The 24,348-nt window shown below is 60.8% G+C and carries 16 protein-coding genes; 9 read left to right on the forward strand and 7 right to left on the reverse strand.

All coding sequences use genetic code 11. The features are described from left to right. Positions 1 to 17 precede the first annotated feature (17 nt). A complete protein-coding gene (locus tag RN347_RS14260; RefSeq protein WP_311958661.1) occupies positions 18 to 2,177 on the reverse strand; it encodes a GNAT family N-acetyltransferase in 2,160 nt (719 codons plus the stop codon). Between the two features lie 325 nt (positions 2,178 to 2,502). Here RN347_RS14260 and dctP point away from each other — a divergent pair, with 325 nt between their 5' ends. The 4 genes from dctP (at position 2,503) to RN347_RS14280 (ending at position 7,372) form a co-directional block, all read left to right on the forward strand. Then, positions 2,503 to 3,597 carry a TRAP transporter substrate-binding protein DctP gene (dctP, locus tag RN347_RS14265; RefSeq protein ID WP_311958662.1) on the forward strand — a complete coding sequence of 365 codons (1,095 nt, stop codon included), beginning with the start codon at positions 2,503 to 2,505 and terminating at the stop codon, positions 3,595 to 3,597. A gap of 56 nt (positions 3,598 to 3,653) precedes the next feature. Further along, the gene (locus tag RN347_RS14270; RefSeq protein WP_263586132.1) at positions 3,654 to 4,169 is read left to right on the forward strand and encodes a TRAP transporter small permease subunit; all 516 of its coding nucleotides are present in this window, start codon (positions 3,654 to 3,656) and stop codon (positions 4,167 to 4,169) included. Beyond that, on the forward strand, positions 4,153 to 5,487 hold the full coding sequence (locus RN347_RS14275) for a TRAP transporter large permease subunit (RefSeq protein ID WP_311958663.1): 1,335 nt from the start codon (positions 4,153 to 4,155) through the stop codon (positions 5,485 to 5,487). The genes RN347_RS14270 and RN347_RS14275 overlap by 17 nt, the downstream gene beginning before the upstream one ends. 211 nt (positions 5,488 to 5,698) lie before the next feature. After that, positions 5,699 to 7,372: an iron ABC transporter permease gene (locus tag RN347_RS14280; RefSeq protein WP_311958664.1), complete on the forward strand. Its 1,674-nt coding sequence runs from the start codon at positions 5,699 to 5,701 to the stop codon at positions 7,370 to 7,372. Here the strand turns inward: RN347_RS14280 and RN347_RS14285 are convergent. Continuing rightward, a complete protein-coding gene (locus RN347_RS14285) occupies positions 7,338 to 8,444 on the reverse strand; it encodes an ABC transporter ATP-binding protein (RefSeq protein ID WP_311958665.1) in 1,107 nt (368 codons plus the stop codon). The genes RN347_RS14280 and RN347_RS14285 overlap by 35 nt on opposite strands. Before the next feature lie 203 nt (positions 8,445 to 8,647). Here RN347_RS14285 and RN347_RS14290 point away from each other — a divergent pair, with 203 nt between their 5' ends. Further along, entirely contained in the window at positions 8,648 to 9,703 is a 1,056-nt protein-coding gene (locus tag RN347_RS14290) for a Fe(3+) ABC transporter substrate-binding protein (RefSeq protein WP_311958666.1), read from the forward strand. 64 nt (positions 9,704 to 9,767) lie between these two features. Here the strand turns inward: RN347_RS14290 and polA are convergent, their stop codons facing one another. Next, positions 9,768 to 12,533, reverse strand: a complete 2,766-nt coding sequence (gene polA, locus RN347_RS14295) for a DNA polymerase I (protein ID WP_311958667.1) — start codon at positions 12,531 to 12,533, stop codon at positions 9,768 to 9,770. A 162-nt stretch (positions 12,534 to 12,695) separates the two neighbouring features. On the opposite strand from polA, the gene RN347_RS14300 reads away from it, so the two are divergent. Together RN347_RS14300 and speA are read left to right on the forward strand one after the other, a co-directional pair. Continuing rightward, a complete protein-coding gene (locus RN347_RS14300) occupies positions 12,696 to 13,655 on the forward strand; it encodes a homoserine kinase (protein WP_311958668.1) in 960 nt (319 codons plus the stop codon). After that, complete coding sequence (gene speA, locus RN347_RS14305) at positions 13,655 to 15,574, forward strand: biosynthetic arginine decarboxylase (RefSeq protein WP_311958669.1); 1,920 nt, start codon at positions 13,655 to 13,657, stop codon at positions 15,572 to 15,574. Before RN347_RS14300 ends, speA begins: the two co-directional genes overlap by 1 nt. A 79-nt stretch (positions 15,575 to 15,653) precedes the next feature. Here speA and RN347_RS14310 read toward each other — a convergent pair whose 3' ends face one another. The 4 genes from RN347_RS14310 to thpD form a co-directional block, all read right to left on the reverse strand. Then, complete coding sequence (locus tag RN347_RS14310; protein WP_311958670.1) at positions 15,654 to 16,319, reverse strand: fumarylacetoacetate hydrolase family protein; 666 nt, start codon at positions 16,317 to 16,319, stop codon at positions 15,654 to 15,656. 166 nt (positions 16,320 to 16,485) lie between these two features. Further along, positions 16,486 to 17,256 carry a Crp/Fnr family transcriptional regulator gene (locus RN347_RS14315; RefSeq protein ID WP_311958671.1) on the reverse strand — a complete coding sequence of 257 codons (771 nt, stop codon included), beginning with the start codon at positions 17,254 to 17,256 and terminating at the stop codon, positions 16,486 to 16,488. Between the two features lie 504 nt (positions 17,257 to 17,760). After that, on the reverse strand, positions 17,761 to 18,264 hold the full coding sequence (locus tag RN347_RS14320) for a ferritin-like domain-containing protein (protein ID WP_311958672.1): 504 nt from the start codon (positions 18,262 to 18,264) through the stop codon (positions 17,761 to 17,763). A gap of 560 nt (positions 18,265 to 18,824) precedes the next feature. Next, complete coding sequence (gene thpD, locus RN347_RS14325) at positions 18,825 to 19,811, reverse strand: ectoine hydroxylase (RefSeq protein ID WP_311958673.1); 987 nt, start codon at positions 19,809 to 19,811, stop codon at positions 18,825 to 18,827. A gap of 712 nt (positions 19,812 to 20,523) precedes the next feature. On the opposite strand from thpD, the gene RN347_RS14330 reads away from it, so the two are divergent. Together RN347_RS14330 and RN347_RS14335 are read left to right on the forward strand one after the other, a co-directional pair. Continuing rightward, entirely contained in the window at positions 20,524 to 22,476 is a 1,953-nt protein-coding gene (locus RN347_RS14330) for a nitrate- and nitrite sensing domain-containing protein (RefSeq protein WP_311958674.1), read from the forward strand. A gap of 211 nt (positions 22,477 to 22,687) precedes the next feature. Continuing rightward, a complete protein-coding gene (locus RN347_RS14335) occupies positions 22,688 to 24,166 on the forward strand; it encodes a flagellin (protein WP_311958675.1) in 1,479 nt (492 codons plus the stop codon). Positions 24,167 to 24,348 lie beyond the last annotated feature (182 nt).

Below are 24,348 nucleotides of genomic sequence, written 5' to 3' on the forward strand. Positions count from 1 at the left end.
TCCGTAACCGCCCTACTCTACCGCTGCGGCTCGCCCGGCGAAAGAGTGGCCTCACACAGCGCCCGCACCGCCTGGCGCAGCCGCTGGTTCGCCTCGCGCGGCGCGCGCGCGGGCGCGCGGTTCTGAAACGCCCAGGCGGTCAGCGTTTCGAGACTCGCACGAAGCGCCTCATCAGCGCAGCCGGCGCGCTCGATGTCCGCGCTCGCCCAGCGCGCCAGCGCCTGGAGCGAGGCCCTGGCGAGCGCCGGGTCGCGGTGCGCGTAGGCGACGTCCTGCGCGTCCTGCTGCTCGCGCGCGTTGAGCGCCGGCGCGGCGTCGCTCAAAAGCTGCGGGACGACGTTGGCGGGCAGCGCGGTCAGCTCAAACGCCAGAAGGCTCGAAAGACTCGCCTCGAAGCCCGCTCTGAGTGACGCCAGCACCGCCTCGCCCTGAGCGTTCAGCGCGCGGGCGACCATCACCGCGTACTCGCCGGTAGACGTTTCCTGAGTGACGCCCAGGCGCACCGGCAAAAAGCCAAGCGCCCGCCAGAAGCGCAGAAGCGAGGCCTCGGCGCCGAAGGTAGCGCCGTAAAGCGCAACGCCCTGCGCCCGGGCGTCGCGCATATCCGCCTCGATCAGCGCGCGCCCGAGCCCCTCGCGGCGACGCTCCGGGTGGGTGGCCACCCGCGCCACGCGGCGCCAGCGAGCTTCGAGCGCGGCGCGGCTGCCGGTGTGGGCGGCCAGCGACTGGGCCAGCAGATGCCCGCGCGGGCGACGCTCGCCTCGGGCCACGTCATCGGCAAGCGTCGTGTCGAAACCGCCCTCCTCGAACGTGACCAGCACGGCCTGGGGCTCCTCTTCGCCGATCACGCGAAACCCGACGCCGGGGCCGTCCATCAGCTGACGAAGATCGGACGGCGCAGTGCGGTAGTGCGACTGCACCAAAAGCCCGAAGAGCTTCTCCAGCAGCGCCGGCGCGGCGGCCAGCGCCGCCGGCGAAAGCGCGCGCGCAACCAGCGCGGCCGCGGGCTCGGCGGTGGGCAGTGGCGCGTCGAGCAGCAGCAGCCGCTTGACGATCGCCTCCAGCGGATCGAATGCGGCCCAGCGCACCGGCGTTTGCAATTTGGCGGCGCGCCAGAGCGGCGTGCGGCGGTCGAGCACGTCGCGAAAGCGAAGCGCAAAGCCGCGCCCGGAGCCTTCGTAACCGTGCACGGTGGAGGCAAACGCTACGCGGGGAAAGGCGTCGAGCCAGCGCGCGAGCAGCGCAGCGGGAAGCGCCGCCGCCTCGTCGACCAGAAGATACGCGCCGTCGCCGCCTTCACCGCCCGCCTGCACCTGCGCGTCGAGCGCGGCGGGCGCCAGGTAGCGAAGTGCCTGGCCGCTTGGCAGCGCAAAGTGATCCGGCGTTTGCCACGCGCCCTGCGGGCAGAGCGCCTCCAGCCGCTCCGTCAGGCTTTGGATCGCCTCGCGCGACGGCGCGGTGACGACGATCTCGCTCACGCCGCTGTGCAAAAGCCGCGCGCAGGCAATGCCGAGCGCCGCGCTTTTGCCCCGTCCGCGGTCGGCGGTGATCACCAGCGGCCGGCGGCGCTTCAAACGAACGAGCTGGTCGACCACCTGCGCCTGGTCACCGGTGCGACACGCCGTGTCCCGGCAGACAAGACCGGGCGCACCGCTCGCGCCGAGCCGGGCAAGCTTGAGTCCGACGCCGGGCTGCCAGCGCACGATGTGGTGAGAGGCTTTCAATATCCCGGCCAGGCGCGCGAGATAACGCGCGGTGAGCGACACCCAGGCGCGGGGGTAGTCGCTCAGGCGGGCATAGTCCGGGTCCGGCGCGCGGCCCCACCCGGCGGGCGTGATCAGCACGCAGAGCCCGCCGGCGCTCAGCGTCCCTGCCAACACGCCCAGCATGTCCGGATCCAGCCCCTGGCTTCCGCTTACGTCAAGGATAACCAGCTGATGCTCGCCCCCCAGCCGGCGATGCACCTTTTTGTTCGAAAGTGCTTCGACTGGCGCCTCCTTCGGGTCCGCGACCCAGAGCGGCGCTCGCCAGGCGCGGGCGTGCCAAAGCGCCAGCGCCGCCCGCCGGCACGCGGCGGGCTCGCCTTCGAGCCATACCAGCTGGCGCCAGCGGCGCCGCTCCAGGCGATACGAGTGGGCTACCAGCGCGCCAACGTGGCGCTCGAGCGCCCCGCTCACAGCGGCTCTCTGCAAAGCGAGCCCAGTGACCGCTCGCCCACGTACATCAAGCGATCTTTCAACGATTCTGAGGTTTGCGACATCGGCTCACTTTTCAACAGGTCGGATCAACTCGCGACCACCCACTATTTAATAATCAAAAACGCGGCGTTAACCAACTTCCATGGCGCGGGCGATCTACCACCATCGGCTATGGCGCGCGGGCCTGGCGAGTATGCTAGCTTATCGCTGTGGCGCACCCAAATTTACGTATACGTAAACCTGCGCTCGCTTTCCTGACCGTTTGCCAATATCAACAACACCACACGCTAACAGGGAACACATCATGAAACTTGCCTCGCGTTTTACCCTCACGGCCCTCGCCACGGGCGTGCTGTTCGCCTCCACTGCCCAGGCTCAAGAGCAGTGGACCATGACGTCCACCTGGCCGGATAACCTGGATCTGATTCAGATCGACCGTCACTGGGTGGAGCTGGTCAATCAGTTGGCCGGCGAGGAACTTCAGATCAACTTTCGCGCCGGCGGTACCCTGATGCCGGGCACCGAAGTGTTCGACGCCACCGAAACCGGCAGCATCGAGGCCGCCGGCGACTGGCCCGGCTACTGGGCGGGGCTCAACCCGGCGTTCTCACCGCTTGCGACCACCACGAGCCTGTTCAACGGCGTGGACTACCTGAACTGGATTCAGCAGTGGGGCGGACGCGAGATGTATGAGGAGATCTACGGCCAGTTCAACATGATGTACCTGCCCTACGGCATCACCAACAACGAGTCCGGCTTCATGGGCCGTACGCCGATCGCGAGCATCGCCGATCTCGAAGGCAAGCGCCTGCGCCTTTCCGGGCGTGACCAGGGCCGCGTGCTCGAGCAGCTGGGCGGCTCTCAGGTGACGCTGGCCGGCGGCGAGGTGTATCAGGCCATCGAGCGTGGCGTGATCGACGCCGGCGAATTCTCCACCCCCGGCGTCGACTACAAGGCCGGTTTCGCGGAAGTGGCCGACAACTGGGCAACACCTGGCTGGCACCAGTCCGCCAGCGTGTTTGGCGTGATGATCAACATGGACGCCTGGAACGCGCTGGATGAGGATACTCAGCAGAAGCTGCGCATCGCCGCCGACGCCACCATGGCCTGGTCGCTGGCCTGGTCCGAGCGCGAATCCAATGAAGCCACCCGCAAGTTCGTCGAGGATGGCGTGACCATCAACCAGTTCTCCGACGAGGATCTGGCGCAGATCCAGCAGGTGACCAACGACGTGATCGTTCAGGGCGCCTGCGAGAACCCGGACCACGCCAAGGTCTACCAGTCGATGGTCAGCTATCTGCAGGATTACGCCACCTGGCGCGACGTCTCCTACCCCTTCAACATGAGCCGCACCATGGACAACCTGCCGTCACTGGAAGAGATCGAAGCCTGCCTGTAAGGCGCGTTTACCGCCCCGGCCAGGCCGGGGCTTTCAGCTGACTGCGGAGGGCTTCCATGAATGCCATTGCCAAGGCGATCGACGCCTTCAACGAGCTGTTCGGGCGCCTGATCGCGCCACTGATCGCCGTGATGACCCTGATCGTGCTTTACGATATTGCCTCGCGCTTTTTTCTCGGGCGGCCCAGCGACTGGGCCTTCGATGTCACCAAGATGCTGTTTGGCGCCCACTTCATGCTGATGGCTGCTTACGGGCTCAAGCATCACGCCCACGTCGAAGTCGACGTGCTCAAGCGCCTTTTGTCACACAAGCGCCAGGCGGTGCTGACCCTGCTGGGCTATCTGATCTTCTTCGTGCCCTTCATCTGGATGATGCTGAAATACGGCTGGCTGTTTTTCGAGCGCGCCTTCAGCCGGGGCGAAACGACTTACGGCATGGTGGCGCTGCCGGTCTACCCCATCAAGGGCGTGATCGTGCTCGCCGCCGCGCTGATTCTACTGCAGGCGATCGCGATCGTACTGCGCGCCGTTATCGCCCTGCGTGAGGAGCGCTCCCATGAACTTGAGTCCTGAGCTATTGGCGCTGGTGATGTTCGGTGGCCTGCTGGTCGGGCTGTTCATGGGTCATCCGCTCGCCTTTGTGCTCGGCGGGGTGGCGGTGATCGGCGCCTTCGTCGGCCCCGGCGAGCGAGTGCTGGGCACGCTGATCAACAACATTTTCGGCAACGCCATGGACAACTACGTGCTGGTGGCGATCCCGCTGTTCGTGCTCATGGCGAGGTTTTTGAACGACTCCGGCGTCACCGAGCGCATGTTCGACGCCATGCGCCTGCTGCTGGCCAACCTGCGCGGCGGGCTTGCGCTGACCGTGGTCATCGTTTCAGTGCTGTTGGCCGCGACCACCGGCATCGTCGGCGCCTCGATTGCGGTGATGGGCATGATCGCGCTGGTGCCGATGCTCAAGTATGGCTACAACAAGGAGCTCAGCGCTGGGGTCATCATGGCCAGTGGCTGCCTGGGGATCCTGATTCCGCCGAGCATCATGCTGATTTTGATGGCGAGCTACTCGCCGGTGTCGGTCGGTGCGCTGTTCGCCGGCGCCATGGTGCCCGGCGTCATGCTGGGCGTGATGTACGCGCTTTACGTGCTGATCATCTGCCACTTCAAGCCCTCCTATGGGCCGCCGGTGCCAAAGGAAGAGCGCGCGGAGGTGAGTACCGGCGAGCTCTTGAAAATGCTCGGCAAGTACGTGGTGCCGCCGATGGCGCTGATTCTCGGCGTTCTGGGGGCGCTGTTCACCGGTATCGCCACTGCCACCGAGGCCTCGGCGATCGGCGTGCTGATCGCGTTCATCCTGTTTTTGATCTTCGGCGATCGCAAGCTTGCGACCTGCTACCGCACGCTGATCGACGCGGGCAAGACCACCACCATGGTCATGCTGGTGCTGGTGGGCGCGACCGCCTTTACCGGCGTGTTCTCGCGAGGCGGCGGCATGCAGGTGATTCAGGATCTGCTGCTGGCCATGCCCGGCGGCACCACCGGCGCGCTGATCATGATGTTTTTGCTGGTGTTCGTGCTGGGGATGTTTCTCGACTGGACGGGCATCGTGCTGCTCAGTTTTCCCATCATGCTGCCGATCATCGAGCAGATGGGGATCGACCCGCTCTGGTTCGTGGTGATGGTCGCCGTGGTGCTGCAAACCTCGTTTCTCACCCCGCCGTTTGGTTACGCGCTTTTCTATCTCAAGGGCGTTGCCCCGCCCGGAGTGGAGATCGTCGACTTGTACAAGGCGGTGATCCCCTTCTGCGCGCTGATTCTGATCGCCTGCGTGCTGATGGCGTTCTTCCCGGTACTGGTCACGGGCCTGCCGGGGCTGATGGTCGGCTATTGAGCCCTTGCCGCCGCCTCCGGGCGGCGGCGTCTTGTTCGATCTGCCCACGCTTCTCTCATCACACCGTCCTCCTTTCCTGGCTGCGCCGCTTCTCGCGCGGTGATATTATTCTCGGCCGCACTCTTTTCTCGTTTCAAGCTTTCCCGTTTCAAGCTTTTTCGTTTCAAGCTTTTTCGTTTCAAGGACTGACGCGCCGCCCTGGAGGCCTTTCATGTCGACGCTCCCCCACTGCTCGCCCCGGGCCGCCTGCCGACTCGCTGGCGCCTTGTCGCCCTGGTCTTTGGCCCTTTTTGGCGTAGCCCTGGCAGTGGCGCTGCCGATCTTGATCGTGCTCGGGCACGTGCTGGTGCCGACCGACGGCATCTGGGGGCACTTGGCGAGCACCGTTCTTCCGCGCTATCTAATCAATACGCTGTGGCTGACGCTGGGGGTCGGGCTCGGGACGCTAATCATCGGCACTGGCTGCGCGTGGCTGGTGGTGATGTGCCGCTTTCCGGGTAAGCGCCTCTTCGAGTGGGCGCTGTTGCTGCCGCTGGCGGTGCCGACCTACGTGATCGCCTACGCCTACACGGATTTCTTTCAGGTGGCGGGTCCGTTTCAAAGCGCGCTGCGCGCCTGGTTCGACTGGCAGTATGGCGATTACTATTTCCCCAACATTCGCTCGCTGGGTGGGGCGGCGACGCTGATCACCTTCGTGCTCTATCCGTATGTTTACCTCTTGGCCCGCGCCTCGTTTCTGGAGCAGTCGGCGGGCATGCTGGATGTAGGCCGCACGTTGGGGCGCGGGCCCTGGCGGCTCTTTTTCAGCGTGGCGCTGCCGCTTTCACGCCCGGCGCTGGTGGGCGGGGTGTCGCTGGCATTGATGGAAACGCTCAATGAGTTCGGCGCGGTGCAGTTCTTCGGTGTGGATACCTTCACCACCGGCATCTACCGCACCTGGTTTGGACTCGGCGAGCCGGTGGCCGCCGCGCAGCTGGCGGCGTGCCTTTTGAGCTTCGTGATCGTGCTGGTGCTTTTGGAGCAGGTGTCGCGCGGCAAGCGGCGCTACTTTCACGCCGCAGGTCAGCGCCAGCCGCTGCCGGAGTATCGGCTGGCCGGGGGGAAAGCGGCGGCGGCCACGCTTGCGTGTGTGTTGCCGGTCGTCGTCGGTTTTCTGCTGCCTGGCGGCATTCTGCTCCACCTGGCGCTCACCCAGGGCGATGCGCTGTTGGGCACTCGCTTTCTTCGCTTCGCCTTCAACAGCCTGAGCCTGGCGGCCGTCGCGGCGCTGATCGCGGTGGGGCTGGCGGTCGTGTTGAGCTACAGCGTGCGGCTAAACGACACCGCGCCGGCCCGGCTCTTTACCCGCGTGGCGGCGATGGGCTATGCCATTCCCGGCTCGGTGGTAGCGGTGGGCATCTTGATTCCCTTCGCCTGGCTCGATAGCACGCTCAATGCCTGGCTGCACGCCCGCTATGGGGTAATCGTGGGGCTCGTCTTCAGCGGCTCGGCGTTCATTTTGATCTACGCCTACGTGGTGCGCTTTCTCGCGGTGTCGTTCAACGCCGTGGAGGCGAGTCTTGGCAAGGTGACGCCGAGCATGGACGCCGCCTCGCGCACGCTGGGCCACACCGCAGGCAGCACGCTAAGACGAGTACACACGCCGCTGATGCGCTCGAGCCTTCTGGCGGCGGGCATTCTGGTGTTCGTCGACGTGATGAAGGAGCTGCCGGCGACGATGATCCTGCGCCCGTTCAACTTCGACACCCTGGCGGTGCGCGCCCACAGCCTGGCCTCGGACGAGCGCCTGGCCGAGGCCTCGACCGCCTCGCTCGCTATCGTGCTGGCGGGCATCGTGCCGGTGATACTGCTCAGCGTGGCGATGCGCCGCGGCGCGGGAAAATGAACACCTGGGAGTGATCCAGGTCGATCTCCACCGGCTGGCCGGGCGCGGGCAGGTAGACGCCGGGCACGCGGGCGTGCAGGTGGGCTTCCTCACCGTTCTGGGCGTGGGCGCAAAGATGCACGAGGCTCGCCCGGCCCAGAAGCTTGGCCATGATCACGTGGCTTTCGCGGTGCTCGCCAATGGGCAGATTGAGCGCTTTCAGGCGCAGCGCCTCCGGGCGAATCATCACCTGCACCGCAGTGTCGTCCTCGAGCCACTCTGCTTTCAAGGTGCCGATCGACGTCTCTATCTGGCCGTTTTTCACCACGCCTTCGAGTTCGTTGACCTCGCCAAAGAAGGTGACCACGAAGGGGTCTACCGGCAGGCAGTAGAGCTCATAAGGCGTGCCGGTCTGAACGATCTGGCCGTCGCGCATCAGCGCGATACGATCCGCCATGAACATCGCCTCTTCCGGGTCGTGAGTGACCAAGAGCGTGGCGGTGCCAAGATGCTTGAGCACGTGGAGCGTATCGTCGCGGATTTGATCGCGAAGCCTGGCATCCAGGCTCGAAAACGGCTCGTCGAGCAGCATCAAATTGGGTCTCGGCGCCAGCGCCCGGGCCAGTGCCACCCGCTGCTGCTGGCCGCCGGAGAGCATGTGCGGGTAGCGGCTGGCGTGATCCGCCATGCCCAGCTGTTCGAGCAGCGACTGCGCCCGCGGCGCTCTTTCGCGCCGGGGCAGGTGGTTGAGCCCGAAGGTGACGTTATCGAGCACGCTCAGGTGGGGAAACAGCGCCGACTCCTGAAACGCCAGCCCCACGCTTCGCTTCTCCGGCGGCCGGTGCGTTCGGCCGGGCCCGGCGATCTCTTCACCGTCGAGACACACCCGCCCCGTTTGCACCGCTTCAAGGCCCGCGGCGATGCGCAACAGCGTGGTTTTGCCGCAGCCGGAAGGCCCCAGCAAACACATGACTTCTCCCGGGTTGATCACCAGATCGATGCCCTTGACGACGCGATGATCACCGAAGGCGTGCTCGATGCCCTGAAGCGCGAGCGCCGGCGAATCGAAGGTGGGGGCAGTAGACGAGGTCATGGGCACTCTCGGAAAGGGGCAAGCCGCAGGGTTAAAAGCGCCATTGTATTTTCAATCCGCCGCGCTTTCATCCGTTAACATCAACGGATGCGTCTCGTTTTCATTTGACTTGACCCGCACGCGGGGAACCGTTTCAATACCGGCGAATGAAAACCATTATCAAATAATAAGCCCTCTAACCATTTACCTTACGGAGAACAATCATGAAGAAGACAGGTATGAAAAACACAGTCACGAAGAGAACGCTGACCTTGGCGCCCCTGGCCGCCGCCGTGATCGGCGCGGGCGCCGCGGCCAGCGCCCAGGCCGACGAGGTCAACATCTACTCGGCTCGCCACTACGACTCCGATGAGGTGCTTTACAAGGCCTTTACCGATGAAACCGGTATCGAAGTGAACGTGTTGGAAGGCGACTCCGACCAGCTGATGGAGCGCATGCAGCGTGAAGGCATCGCCAGCCCCGCCGACGTGATGCTGACCGTGGATGCGGGCCGGCTGTGGCGCGCAGAAGAAGACGGCCTGTTCCAGAGCGTGGATTCCGAGGTCTTGAACGAGCGCCTGCCCGAGGCGATGCGCCACCCGGAAGGCCTGTGGTTCGGCTTCAGCCAGCGCGCGCGGGTGATCTTCTACAACCCGGAAACCGTCGATTCGAGCGACATCGCCACCTACGAGGCGCTGGCCGAGCCCGACCTCGAAGGCCGCGTGTGCATTCGCTCGTCGAACAACATCTACAACCAGTCGCTGCTCGCCTCTCTCATCGAGCATCATGGCGCAGAAGAGGCCGAAGCCTGGGCTCAGGGCGTGGTGAACAACATGGCCCGCGACCCGGAAGGCGGCGACACCGACCAGATTCTCGGCGTGGCCAGCGGCGAGTGCGACGTGGCGGTGGCGAATCACTACTACTACGCGCGCCTTCTGAACTCCGACGATGACGCCGAGCGCGAAGCCGCCGAGAAGGTAGAGATTCTGTTCCCCAACCAGGACGACCGGGGCACCCACGTCAACGTCGGCGGCGCGGGCCTTGTGGCCAACGCCCAGAACCCGGAAAACGGCATTCGTTTCCTGGAGTTCCTGGCCTCCGATGAGGCTCAGGAGATTCTGGCCGACCGCAACTACGAGTTCCCGGTGGTCGAAGGCGTGGCCAAGGACCCGCTGCTCGACTCCTGGGGCGACTTCAAGCGCGACGACATCAACATGAGCCTGTTGGGCGAGAACAACCCGGAAGCGGTGCGTATTTTCGACCGCGTGGGCTGGCGCTAGGCTTTCGCCAGAACCAGAACGGCCCGCCATTCGGCGGGCCGTTTCGTTGTGGGCACCGCTCGCGCTAGTGCGCCTCGTCCCAGTTATCGCCGGTCTCTGCCTCGACGATCAGCGGCACTTTAAGCGCCGCCGCGCCCTGCATGCGTTGTTGCACTTGTTCGATGAACGCCTCGACCTGGTCCTCTTTCACCTCGAACACCAGTTCGTCGTGCACCTGCATGACCATCAGCGCGTCGAATTGGCTATCCAAAAGCCAGGCGTCGACGTCGATCATCGCCTGCTTGATGATGTCGGCGGCGGTACCCTGCATCGGCGCGTTGATCGCGGTGCGCTCGGCGCCCTGGCGGCGGGCGCGGTTTTGCGAGTGGATCTCCGGCAGGTACAGGCGCCGACCCAGCACGGTTTCGACGAACCCGTCTTCCGCGGCCTGGCGTCGGATACGCTCCATGTAGCGCGCTACGCCCGGGTAGCGATCGAAGTAGCGGTCGATGTAGGTCTGGGCCTGGCCGCGCTCGATGTGCAGCTGTTTACCCAGCCCCCAGGCGCTCATGCCGTAGATCAGCCCGAAGTTGATCGCCTTGGCGCTGCGGCGCTGATCGACCGTGACTTTATCAAGCGAGGTGCCAAAGACCTCTGCGGCGGTGGCGGTGTGGATGTCGCGGTTCTCGGCAAACGCTTCCAGCAGGCCCTTGTCCTCGGAAAGGTGCGCCATGATACGCAGCTCGATCTGCGAGTAGTCGGCGGCAACGATCTTGTAGCCAGGCCGGGCAACGAACGCCTGGCGGATCTTGCGTCCCTCTTCCGTTCGGATGGGGATGTTCTGCAGGTTCGGGTCACTGGAGGAGAGCCGCCCGGTGGCGGTGACCGCCTGATGGTAGCTGGTGTGGACCCGCTTGCTGGCCTTGTTGATCAGCCGGGGCAGTTTGTCGGTGTAGGTCGATTTGAGCTTCGAGAGCCCGCGATGCTGCATGATCACCTTGGGCAGCGGGTAGTCGAGCGCCAGCTCTTCCAGCACCGCCTCGGCGGTCGAGGGCGCGCCCTTGGGCGTTTTCTTGAGCACCGGAATCTTCTGCTCCTCGAACAGAATCTCGCCGAGCTGCTTGGGCGAGCCGAGGTTGAACTCGCGCCCGGCAAGTTCGAACGCCTCACTTTCGAGCTCACGGATACGTTTATCGAGCTGCTGGCTCTGCTGGTGCAGACGCTCATCATCAATGGCTACGCCGTTGCGCTCGATACGCGAGATCACCTTGATCAGCGGCAGCTCCAGCTTATCCAGCACCTCGGACAGGCGCCCCTCGGCTTCGACCAGGGGGCGCAGGGTATCGTGTAGGCGCAGGGTAATGTCGACGTCCTCGCAGGCGTAGGGCGCGGCCTCCTCGAGCGCGATCTGGTTGAAGGTGAGCTGCTTGGCGCCCTTGCCGGCGATCTCTTCAAACGAAATCGTTTTTTCGCCCAGGTACTTGAGCGCTAACGAATCCATGTCGTGACGGGTGGCGGTGGAGTTGAGCACATAGGACGCCAGCATGGTGTCGGCAAGCGGCCCGGCCACAGAAATGTCGTAGTTGGCGAGCACCGAGATGTCGTACTTGAGGTTCTGGCCGATCTTGACGGCGTCAGTGCCTTCGAGAATCGGCTTGAGCGCGGCGAGCACCTCGTCGCGGTCGAGCTGGGTGGGCGCGTCGAGGTAGTCGTGGGCGAGCGGTATGTAGGCCGCCTCGCCCGCTTCCAGGCATAGTCCCACGCCGACGATCTCCGCCTCCATGTAGTTGAGGCTGGTGGTTTCCAGATCGAAACAGAAGCGCTTGGCGCTCTTCAGTCGCTTTAGCCACTTATCGAAAACCGTCTGTTCAGTGATGACGTGGTCCTCGCGCGCCGCGCTCGGCGTGGGCTCACTTTCGTCAGCGTTTGCAGCGACGGGCTCGCCGCCTTTCACGTCGTCGACGCCTTCGTCGCGGCCTTCGAGCAGCTCGGCAAGCCACTGTTTGAACTCCAGCGCCTTATAGAGCTCGGTGAGCTTTTCGCGGTCCGGATGGGCGATCTCGAGATCATCGAGGCCCACCGGCAGTTCGCAGTCGGTCTTGATGGTGGCGAGCTGGTAGGACAAGTACGCCTGCTCGCGGTGCTCCTCGAGCTTTTTCGGCAGCGTTTTGGCACCGCGAAAGCTCAGCGTTTTCACTCTCTCCAAATCGCCGTAGATGATATCGAGGCCGCCTTCCATGCCCTGCAGCAGGCCGATCGCGGTCTTCTCGCCCACGCCGGGCACGCCGGGAATGTTGTCGACCTTGTCGCCCATCAGCGCCAGATAATCGATGATCAAGCTGGGCGGCAGGCCGAATTTCGCCTCGACCCCGGCGACATCGAGGGTTTCATCCTTCATGGTGTTGACCAGCGTAATGTGGCCGTTGACCAGCTGCGCCATGTCCTTGTCGCCAGTGGAGATCACCGCGTCGCGCCCGGCTTTGGTCGCGTGAAAGGCGAGCGTGCCGATCACATCATCCGCCTCGACGCCTTCGATGCATAGAAGCGGAAGACCAAGTGCGCGCACGCAGTCGTGCAGCGGCTGGACCTGGCTTCTCAGGTCATCCGGCATTGGCGGGCGGTGGGCCTTGTACTCGCGGTACATCTCGTCGCGAAAGGTCTTGCCCGGGGCATCGAAGACCACCGCCATGGGGCTTTTCGGATAGTCCTTGATCAGGCGCTTCAACATGTTGATGACGCCCTTGACGGCGCCGGTGGGCTGGCCATTGGAGGCGTTGAGCGGGGGCAGCGCGTGAAAGGCGCGGTAGAGATACGACGAGCCGTCGACGAGCACGATTGGAGCGCGGGCCATAACCGGGTTCCCTATTGATGAGTAGCGGTCGCAAAATGCGGATGGCCTTATGATACGCGCTCCCTGGCGCTATTGCAGAGACAGCGATGAAATCGTCTTAACGCTGCCAAGTGGCGCGCTGACTCGCTACAATGGGCGCTCAAAAATTCGGGCGAGAAAACGATGGCAGTATTCACCCCGCTTGGCGACGCGCAGGTCGCTACCTTTCTGGAAAAATTCGACGCAGGCCGACTCACCGCGCTCAAGGGCGTGGCCGGCGGCACGGAAAACTCGACCTTTTTCGTCACCACCGACCGGCGTGAACTGGTACTGACGCTGTTCGAGCAGGGCGAGCACGAGGAGCTGCCGTTTTTCGTCGAGCTGATGGATTACCTGGACGAGCACCGCATTCCGGTACCCGGCCCGGTGCACGACCGGGAAGGCATTGCGCTTCAAAGCCTGGCGGGCAAGCCGGCGCTGCTGTTTCCGCGCATGCCGGGCAGCCACCCCGCTCACCCGAACCTGGCCCAGTGCCGGGCGCTGGGCGATGCGCTGGGGCGGCTTCACGTGGTCTCCCAGCACTTTCCCGGACAGCGCCCCAACCCGCGGGATCTTCACTGGCTGCAGGCGGTCCACCACAAGGTGCTGGGATACCTGAGCCCGGAAGATCAGACGCTGATGAAAAACGAGGTCGATGATTTCGAGGCCGCGTTCAATCAATACGGCGAGCTTCCCACCGGGGCATTGCACGGCGATCTGTTCCGCGATAACACGCTGTTTGAGGGCGATACGCTTGGCGGTATCATCGATCTTTACAACGGCTGCACCGGGGATCTGCTGTTCGACGTCGCCATCGTGATCAACGACTGGGCCACGGACGACGATGGCAGGCTCAATCATGAGCGCTACGACGCCGTGCTCGGCGCCTATCTCGCCCGCCGGGCGTTTGTTGAGGCCGAACGCGCGCTGTGGCCGGTGATGCTGCGCATGACGGCACTTCGCTACTGGCTCTCGCGGCTTTTAGTGGTTTACGTGGACCCGCCGGCCCATGATCTGACGCCCCACGACCCGGAGCGTTTTCGCACCATTTTGAAGGCGCGCATCGCACACGGTGCGCTGCCGCTACCCGAGGTGACTGCTTAATGAGTGAATCGCTGACCGTAACGAATGCCGCCCAGCGCGCCCGCCGTACCTGGAACATCGATCAGTGGGGTAGCGGCTACTTCGACGTCAACGACCAGGGCCAGGCGCTGGTAAGGCCGCTGGGCAGCGACACCGACGGGCCGGTGTTGCCGCTCAACGCGCTGGCCCGCGAGCTTCAGGCCGCGGGGCTGCGCCTGCCGGTGCTGGTGCGGTTCAGCGACATTCTTCATGACCGGGTCGAGCAGCTTTGCAGCGCCTTCGACGGCGCCATGCAGGAAGCCGACTACGCCGGCGGCTACACCGCGGTCTACCCGATCAAGGTGAACCAGCAGCGCCGCGTGGTCGAAGAGATTCTCGCCACCGCCGAGCGCGGCAGCGGACGCGTGGGGCTCGAAGCGGGCAGCAAACCGGAGCTTCTGGCCGTGCTGGCGCTTTCCGACGCCGGTTCGTCTCTGATCGTGTGCAACGGCTACAAGGACCGCGAGTACGTGCGCCTGGCGCTTCTGGGCGAGAAGCTGGGTCACAAGGTGTATCTGGTGGTCGAGAAGCTCTCCGAGCTTTCGATGATTCTCGAGGAGGCGCGCGAGCTCGAGGTGACCCCGCGCATCGGCCTGCGCGCCCGGCTCGCCTCGGTAGGCAAGGGCAAATGGCAAAATACGGGTGGCGAGAAGTCGAAGTTCGGCCTTACCGCCAGTCAGATTCTCGAGGTCGTGGAAACGCTCAAAAGCCAGAACGCGCTGGAGAGCCTGCAGCTGGTGCATTTTCACCTCGGCTCGCAGATCGCCAACATTCGCGATATCCAGCGCGGGCTGCGCGAGTGCGCCCGCTTCTACCAGAACCTGGTGGCGCTGGGCGCGCCGGTCGATACGGTCGACGTCGGTGGGGGGCTCGGCATCGACTACGAAGGCACCCGCTCCAGAAGCGACTGCTCGGTCAACTACTCGATGCGCGAGTACGCCCGCAACGTGGTCAACGCCTTCGCTCAGCTTTGCCAGGAAGCGGATCTGCCCGCCCCGCACCTGATCAGCGAATCCGGCCGAGCGCTGACCGCCCACCACGCGGTCCTGATCACCAACGTGATCGGCGAGGAGCGTATCGACGACACGCCGCCGGCGCGCGATGACACCGACGACCCGCAGGTCGAGGCGCTGTGGCGGGTGTTCGACCAGTTGGAGGAGACCCAGGAGCCGCGGGTACTGGTCGAGGCGTGGCACGACGTGCTGCAGGCAGTCAGCGAGCTACATGAGCGCTTCGTGCTGGGGCTTTCCAACATCGACGCCCGCGCCCAGGGCGAGCGGCTCTACATGGCTGCCTGCGCGCGGCTCAAGGGCCAGCTGGACAGCCGCAACCGCGCCCACCGCGAGATTCTCGACGAGCTGGCCGAAAAGCTCGCCGACAAGCTATTCGTCAACTTCTCGCTGTTTCAGTCGGTGCCGGACGTGTGGGGCATCGAGCAGATTTTCCCGGTGCTGCCGCTGACCGGGCTCGACGCCCCGCCCACCCGGCGCGCGGTGATTCAGGACATCACATGCGACTCCGACGGGCGTATCGACAGCTACGTCGACGGCCAGGGCGTGGAGAGCACCCTGCCGCTGCCCGAGTGGCCCGACGAAAACGAGCGCTGGCTGGGCTTTTTCCTCGTGGGCGCCTACCAGGAGATCCTTGGCGACCTGCACAACCTCTTCGGCGACACCGACTCCGTGGATGCGGCGCTCAACGAGCGCGGCGAGTGGGTCTTCTCCAACCCCCAGGCCGGCGACACGGTGGCCAACGTGCTGGGCTACGTCAATTTCGACGCTCGCGTGCTGCAGCGCAAGCTGTTCGACCAACTCACCAAAAGCGGCTTTTCAGAAGCGGAGCAGGCGCGCTTCGCGGCGAGCCTCAACGAGGGGCTCGAGGGCTACACCTACCTCGAGTAGCGCCGCTCAAGGCGCGCTGCATGAAACAGAAAAGGGGCCGCCGGCGCTCAGCCGGCGGCCCCTTTTTACGTTTGAGCGGTTATTCGACGACGGAGGTGCTCACCTCGAGCCCACCGGTCAGCGTCAGTTTGAGCGCCGCGCCGCGGGGCAGCTCGCCGACGCCGGCGGGCGTGCCGGTCAGCACGACGTCGCCCGGTTCGAGGGTGAAGTGGCGGCTCATTTCCGCCACCAGCGTCGGGATCGCAAACAGCATGTCGGAGCCTTCACCGAACTGGCGCTGCTCGCCGTTGATCTCGAGCGTAAAGGTCAGCGCGTTCCAGTTGGGCACCTGGCTTAGCGGCAAGAACGCCGAGAGCGGGCAGGCGCCGTCGAAGGCCTTGGCGATCTCCCAGGGGTGGCCCTTCTCCTTGAGTTTGGTCTGCACGTCGCGCAGGGTGAGATCGAGCGCCAGGCCAATCCCGACCACGGCGCGCTCGGCCTGCTCATGGGTCGCGTGGGTCAGCGACTCGCCGATCAAAAGCGCAAGCTCGGTTTCAAAATGCACCTCGCCGCGCGAGAAGGGAGGCTCCAGAGGCAAAGTGATGTCCACCGCGCTGGTCGCCGGCTTGATGAACAAAAGCGGCTCCGAGGGTACCGGGTTATCGAGTTCTTTAGCGTGGTCGGCGTAGTTGCGGCCAACACACACGATTTTACCCAGCGCGTGGGAAAACTCCTGGCCATCGGTAAACCGGGTAACAAAACGCATGGCGGGTACTCTCCTTCTCGTTATACGTGCCGGGACAGGCGCACTAGTCTACCCCACCCGAGCACCGGCACAACAACCCGCCCTGCTTTTTTACCGGCCACCGTTTTACCGGCTCCCTGCAAGTCAAACGCGGCTTTCCGCTTGCCCATGACGCCGATCAGGCGGCTCAGCTCATGTAGACGTGCCCGTACATCAACTGCTCGTCGAAGCCGGTTTGCTCTTTTAATTGCTCAGGCTCGAGCAGCTTGACGACGGTGCGGCTTTTGCGGATCAGCTTTTTTTGCTCGAGCGCAGTCATGCAGCGGCTAACATGGACGCTGGTCATGCCTAAAAGCTCGCCGATCACTTCCTGGGTAATGGGCAGCGAGAAGAAATCGGCATCGTCGTCCTGCTTGAAACGGTAGCGCGCGTAAACTTCGAGCAGATAGTGGGCAACGCGCTCCTCTGCCTTGTGGTGGGTGCAGCTTCTTAGCCGCGCAATGGCGATGTTGTCGTTCACCATGACATAAGAAACGATCGCCTTTCTTATGTCATCGTGCGCCTCGAATAACTCGTGCAGATCCTCGGCCGCCACTCTTTCCAGCTCGCAGTGCTGTAGCGCCAGAATGGCCACGTCCTGATGGTCAAAAAAGCTTTCACGCAGGCCGACGATATCGCCGGGCATATAGACGTTGCCGATATCCTGCCCGTAGTTTTTCACCGAGTGGCAAATGCCCACCCACCCCTTCTTCACGACAAAAAGGCGAGGCTTGCCTTCCTGCAGAAAAAAGAGCTTCTGATGTCTTCGCAGTGTGATGGTTTTTACACCGACGCCGCCCAACAGGCTCTGCGACAACGCGCCGATAGGGCCGTAAAGTCCCAGCGTGTTGGCGAGCGTAATGCGCGCATCCTTGACACCGCGACCGTCGAGTAGCGGCGTAGAGCTACCTGCTTCCATTAAATCCTTTCCATCAACATTCTGCTTGCTGCGTACTAACGAAGGCCTACATAACTCAGGGCACCCAGCTTAGCGCCGATTATCCGAGCGCTTGAGTACGACCAACGTCGATAAAACAACGAGCGCAATACACTGGCTCATTGCGAGAAACGGCACACCTTCAAGCCCGATAAATTTAACAAGGGTTAAATAACTGGCGATTATTTAGGTGGCCGTGGGCCGTAAAGCCGCTTTAAACCAGGCAGATGATAATTGAACATCAGAGATTTTTTGTCAAAGAATAAAGCTATTAAAAATAATAACTTATGTTATTGAAAGAAAACCCTTGTTTAAAAGCCCTCTATCAAGACCTGAAAAAGAATATAAAAAGGGCATTCTTAAAACTTCCATTTAAATATCGACTTAACAATCAATACAACGTGAAAGTCTTTAACTAACAATTAAAAACCAACCCCCGGCTTAAAGCCGGGGGGTTGGTAAAAAGTAAATTATTGGAAACTCGTATTACTCGGTAGAGTTCGGCACATCACCTTGAGAGCGCTCCAAAAAGACGCGCGTTGTTTCATCGAAGTGCTCCTTGAGCCATTTTGCCATGGCCACTTCTTCCTCGAGGCTTTCGCGGCAAATTTGTGAAATTTCCGCCTCTTTCGCATGATCCGCCGCCTTGACGATCGCCTTATAGCTGGCGATTTCAAAGTGCTCGAACGCATAGGCGGCAATACTGCATTTGACGACGTCTTCGTTCTTCATGGTAGCGCTCAAAATATGGCTCGATACGGCAGGCGGCGCGCCGGCATCCTCGAGCGTCGAATCATCGCTACCCAGAAGGCCCATGCAGTGCTCGAGTTTCTTTATCTGCCCTTTCGTCTCGTCAAGATGCTCTTCGAGACGCTTTTGCAGGATCGGGTAGCGTTCGAGCCGTTGAATTCGGGCACCGAGCATCTGCTCGGCCTCTACTTCCATGGCGTGCGCGTCACGCAGCCAGTCCAACAGGTGCTTGCTTTCCATGGCGACCTCTCGTCTTGAACCGAGGCTGCCAGCACATCCCTGCTCTGGCAGAGGTTGACTGCTCATCCTTGAGCACGCTCGATCGACAGCGTCCGAAAGACTCCGCTTTCACGCCGCGACCTCTCTTTTCCATAAGAAATAGTTAGGCAATTACCGGCTCGCTCTTTTGCCCGAGCAGGTGCTTCTTGAATGAATCAGGAGCCGTTAACTTCATCATAGGCGGGCTTCATACAACATCAAGGCAAGTAAAAGTAGCGGCTACCTAAAAGAATGGCGCGTGATAACAAAAACGTTAAATACCGCTGCCCTACCAGGAGCGTTATCTAGGCTCTGTCTGAAAAGTGCCTGCGCTCGACAATACGGCGTTAAAAATTGGCTCAGAATACTCATTTACACATCGTAAACTCCGTTTCTTCGCCAATTTTTGCCTTGTCTTGCCTTCGCTCGCCGACTTTTCAGACAGACCCTAACACTGTAACGTTAAAACGCCGCTCTTATTGACCTGCAAAAGAGCGGCGCTCTATAAAAATGGCCGCCTGCCAGGCGGCCTGGTACAACGATTAATCCGACTGCGGCGACCAGTCCGCATCCGGGCCATGGGCTAGGAAACCCGGGCGCTGCTTGGGTGCTGCGAAAGGCTCACCGCAGCGGTTATCCAGACGGTTGAACACGAAAAATACGTTGCTGCGCGGGTCTGGCGAGAGGTTCGCGTTGGAGGCGTGCAGCGTGTTGCAATCGAACAATAGCAGCCCGCCGGCCTTGCCCTTCGGCGCTTCGATGCCGTGCTTGGCCACCAGCTCACTAAGTGCTTCGGCGCTTGGCACGCCCACTTCCTGGGCTTTCAGCGAGCTCTTGTGGTTATCCTCCGGCGTTTCGCCCAGACATGGAACGAACTCCTTGTGCGAGCCGGGAATGAGCATCAGCGGCCCATTGAACTCATGGTTATCGGTCAAAATCAGCGAAGCGCTGACGGCGTCCATCCGCGGCATGCCGTCTTCGGCGTGCCAGGTCTCAAAATCCGAATGCCAGTTGAACCCTTTACCGGCAAAGCCCGGCTTGTAGTTGATGCGCGACTGGTGAATGTAGGGGTCGTCACCGATGATCTGACGCGCTGCCCCAGCCACACGGTCGTCCGAGGCGAGTGCGCCCAGGCGCTCGGAGAGCTTGTGGACAGCGAACAGCGAGCGAATTTCGTTGCTTTCGGGCTCGGTGATGCTGAACTCGCGGTTGCGAAACTCATCCCGACTCATCAACTCGGTAATATCATCGCAAAGCTCCTCGAGCTCGTCGCCGCTGATCAGGTTGGGGATGAACAAAAAGCCCTTGCGCTCGAACTCTTCAAGCTGCGCTTTCGATAGCGGCCCATCGAGCTTGCCCCCTTTCACCACCGCATCCTGTCGGGGCTGGGTCAGCGAGGCCGGCGCCTCGGCCAGGCGTGTCGGGTAAAGGTCCTGCGCACTCGTCGTTTGCGTAGAGAGCGTATCGCCGAGTTCACTGAACTGTTTATGGGCGGTCACAACATTAAGCGGTGTGTTGGTGACTGTCATCTAATCCACTCCTTGTATGATTAAACTTCAGATCGATCAATAGCGCTTTATAAGCACCATAAATGTGTAGTGGTAAGGTAGCCGATATAAAAGGGCTTGCAACCCATAAGCAGCCTCCCTATAACGCACGTTATGATCACAACGCCAACCTGCTCATTTGCCCGACTTTGATGCAAGAAAACCGCCTTACTAGCAACTTTTACGGCTATTTAGCTGCCATTCGCGCCTATTTAACTTCTCAACTTCAGTAAGCCCGGATTAAAATCAGCCCATCTTGAAGCGCTAAGACATTTATAAATCAACAAACTCATCAAACGGTATAAAAAACAAACAACATGGATTAAAAAGCTTCCTTTAATTATTAACTTTTGATAGATAAAAATTAAGCTTGCCGTTTTATTACGCTTCGCCGAAAAGACGTTTTTTATCCTTACGTCGGGCAGACTTGCCGTCGGGTTCGTCAATATTGATGCGGCGGTAGCCACCGGATTTGAATCATGTAAGCAGCCTTATGACTGTTGATCTCAACCATCTCGGCCCTTGGATTCATGGCCCAGGAGGAATCAAACGTTTGATTCAGGAGCCTTCTATTTAAATTGAATTATTTTGCTCAATTTCGTCGCTCGGGCGCCGATAGAATATCAATCCTTGGATTAGTCGTGGTTTACCCCGGGGAGTGACCAGATTCCGCTAACGTGCAAGAGAACGACCAATGCTCAAGGCATTACACCGTATCCCCATGGGACGCAAATTCATGCTCGTGCTGTTTCTCCCGCTGCTCACGATGGTGTGGCTGGCGGCCTCCGGCATTCTGGAGCGTAGCGAGATGGCCGCAAGGATGAATGCGCTGCAAAGAATGACCACCCTGAGCCAGCACGCCGGCGAACTGGTGCACGAGCTTCAACGCGAACGCGGCATGTCGGCCGCCTTTTTAGGCAGCAGTGGGCAGAACTTTCGCGTAGAGCTTCCCGAGCAGCGCCGCCAAACCGATCAGGAGCTCGATCAACTCGAGACCTATCTGGCGGATTTCACGTTTACCGACGCCGATGCCGCGCTTAGAGCACAGGTGACGCAAGCCGAGCAGCAGCTAAGCGAACTCGCTACCGTACGCCAGCAGATCGATCGGCTGGGCGTGAGCGGCGAGCAGTCGACCGCTTACTACTCGGGGATCAACGCGCTAATGATCGATATCGTTAGCCGCCTGACGTTCAGTGTGGAGCAGGGTGAAATCGTTCGTCAGCTTAACGCCAACTACCACCTGCTCAACGTGAAAGAGCTCGCCGGTATCGAGCGCGCGGTACTGACGACCGCTTTTAGTACCGATGTGCTCTCCCACGCCGCTTATAGCACCTTTCTCTCGCTGGCGGGCCGCTCGAGCGCCTATCTTCGCAGTTTCGACATGCTCGCAACGCCAGACCTTGCGCAGCGGCTGGCCGAGGTCCGTCAAAGCCCGCTGGCGGACAACCTGGCCGCTATGCGCCAGATCGCCATGGAGCGCGGCGTCGCCGGTGGCTTCGGCGTCAACCACCAGAGCTGGTTCGACCAGCAAACCCAATTCATCGACCAGCTCAACGAGGTGGCCCAGCAGGCTTCGAACCACCTGCTCGCTACGGCGCAGCGGCTGCACAGCGAAGCGATCCGAGGATTGATCATCTATCTGGTCGCTTCTATAGCCGCGACGCTGTTGGCACTGCTGCTGGCGTTTTTGATCGTGCGCAGCATTACACGCCCGCTTCAGGCCGCGCTCGACAGCATTCGCAATCGTGGCGGTGATCTTACCCAACGCCTAACAGTGCCGGGTAGCGACGAGCTCTCGACGCTCTACCTGGCGTTCAACGACTCGACGGCCAACACCGAGGAGCTGGTCGCCAGCATCAAGCAGAGCGCGCTTTCCGTGGAGCTTGCCAGCAAGGAGATCGCCAAGGGCAACGCCGACCTTGCCCAGCGCACCGAGGAGCAGTCATCCTCGCTGGTACAAACCGCCTCGAGCATGGAGCAGATCACCGCCAACGTCAGGCAGAGTGCCGACACCGCTCAGCAGGCACGCCTCTCTACCCAGGACATGGCCGACCAGGCCAATGAGGCAAGCCTTGTCTCGCAGCAGGCGCGTACGGCCATGGAGCAGATCCACCAGGCCAACCAGAAAGTCACCGCCATTGTGGAAGCAATCGACAATATCGCCTTTCAGACCAATATCCTTGCGCTCAACGCCTCCGTGGAAGCCGCGCGCGCCGGCGAACAGGGCCGCGGATTCGCGGTGGTGGCGTCTGAAGTGCGCAACCTGGCCAGCCGCAGCGCCGACGAGGCCCGCCAGATTCGCCAACTTATTGATAACAACGTCGAGAGCATCACCCAAGGTTCGGGCCTGGTGAACGCCACCAGCGAAGCGCTGACCTCCATTGCCGAACGCGCCCAGCACACCGCCGCGCTGGTTACCGAGATATCCGCCGCCTCGAACGAGCAGTCATCGGGTATCGAGCAGATTAACCAAGCGCTGGCCCAGCTCGATGAGGTCACCCAGCAAAACGCCGCGCTGGTCGAGGAAGTGGCGACCGCCAGCGGCTCGCTGGATGATCAGGCGGTGGATATGGCGGGGATGGTGGGGCGGTTCAAGGTGACTGAAAAGGAATATACGCCGGTATTGGCCCACAGTAGCTCGTGGTAAGCGCCTATGGTCCATGAAGTGAGAAATTGGAGGGCAATGCTGTCGTTAATGAACGATATCAAACGCAGTAATAACAATATAATAGAGAGCGAAAGCTCCAAGCGGGGTCGCATGGAGCGTCATTACTACCAAGGTAACAAACGGTACAACAACGATTTTTTGGAGAGCGGTTTCGTAATCCAGAGTTAGAAGCAACCGGAGCAGCTACTCCATGATGGGCATCAGGACCAATATGACGAGTCTTGCGTTACAACAGAATCGAGTTACGGCTCGAAATTCTGCTCAAACAGCAATACAACGTCTATCATCCGGTTTGCGTATCAACAGCTCCAAGAATGATGCTGCGGGACGTGCGATCGCCAACAAAATGGAAAGTAGTATTAGAGCCAACGCGCAATCGCAGCGAGGCATGAATGATGGCATCAGCCTGATACAAACGGCCGAAGGCGGCCTGAACAGTATTAATAACCTGCTACACCGCGCCAATCGTTTAGCGGTACAGGCCGCGTCGGAAACGCTATCCAGTAATGACCGTTCGGCGATCAATGGCGAGTACATGCAGCTGCGAGACGAAATTGACCGCATCGCCAATGCTACAGAAGCGTTTGGCAAAATGCCCTTGGCACCGGCTGAGCCGGGGCCCGCCCCTGCTCGATTGGGAAATACTGAGCATATTACGGTCAAACTGGATGACAAGTTAAAGAACTTCACATCAGGAATCGTACCGACTGCCTACATTCCAGCGGGTGCCACCCAAGTGCGTATCGATATGAACTCCCTTAGAGTTGATGACGATATGCAGCTTTTTACACTTGATGGCAAGCATCTGGTAGGAACCCCCGTCATTGGTTCGGATAATAGCCCGACCGACTATGTGTGGTCGTCACGCAATATCAATGATGCCGACTCAGCGGATAAACTGATGACCGAAGAAAACGGTCTTTTACCCGGTGCGGCCTACGATGCCTCAGTATTTAAGGATGCGACAGGTCAGTATAGTATCGACAACCCACCCGTCGATTTCGAATATAACGGCATGAGAATTACCTATAGCGGTGATCGAGATCGAGCGTTCGCATTAGAGGAGGGCACTGATTTCAATAGCGGCAGCATTGACAACGTTACACCCTCCGAGACGTTTGAAGTCATTACTATCGATAAGACAACAGAGCCCTTGATGCTATTGGTAGTAGGACGCGGCATATTTTATGCCAAAGCGACTTGGGATGAGATGCCTGTCGAATGGGTTGATCCAGAGCCCAGCTCAGCGCCAACTAGCCAGTCAACTACTATTGTTACCAGCGCTGATTATGGAAATGATCTTGAAACCATGACGATCGAAGCGACTCCTTCTGACCATCGATCGCTAGGCCTGGAAGAAGTATCGCTGGATACGGCTGGGAACGCCCAAGATGCAATCTCTTATTTTCAATCCGCGCTACAAACAATTGGCGATTATCGGGGATATTACGGCGCGACACAAAATAGACTGGAAAGCGCAGTTACCGGAAGCGAAAACCAAACCGCTGATCTATATACCGCGCAATCTCGTATCATGGATGCAGACTACGCGCTGGAGAGCAGCCGTTTGGTTAAAAGCCAAATTTTACAACGAGCTGGTGATGCTCTTTTGGCTCAGGCAAACCAGTCATCGCAAAACGTTTTAAAATTATTAAACCTTACCCGCTAACAGTTTACTCTTTGAAAAAATCCAAACATCATGCCTCATTGCCCCTCAAATAGCGGAGCTTAGTAGTCTTTCGTTCAAATTTATTGGAAACTTCATCTGAATCCACGTATCAAGACTCGCAAGCAACTGAAAATTTCATAGTGTATGATTGCGCGTCACTAAACGCTTCATTAGAAGCTTTT

The sequence above is a fragment of the Halomonas sp. PAMB 3264 genome (genome assembly GCF_031954245.1).
Lineage (GTDB): Bacteria > Pseudomonadota > Gammaproteobacteria > Pseudomonadales > Halomonadaceae > Vreelandella.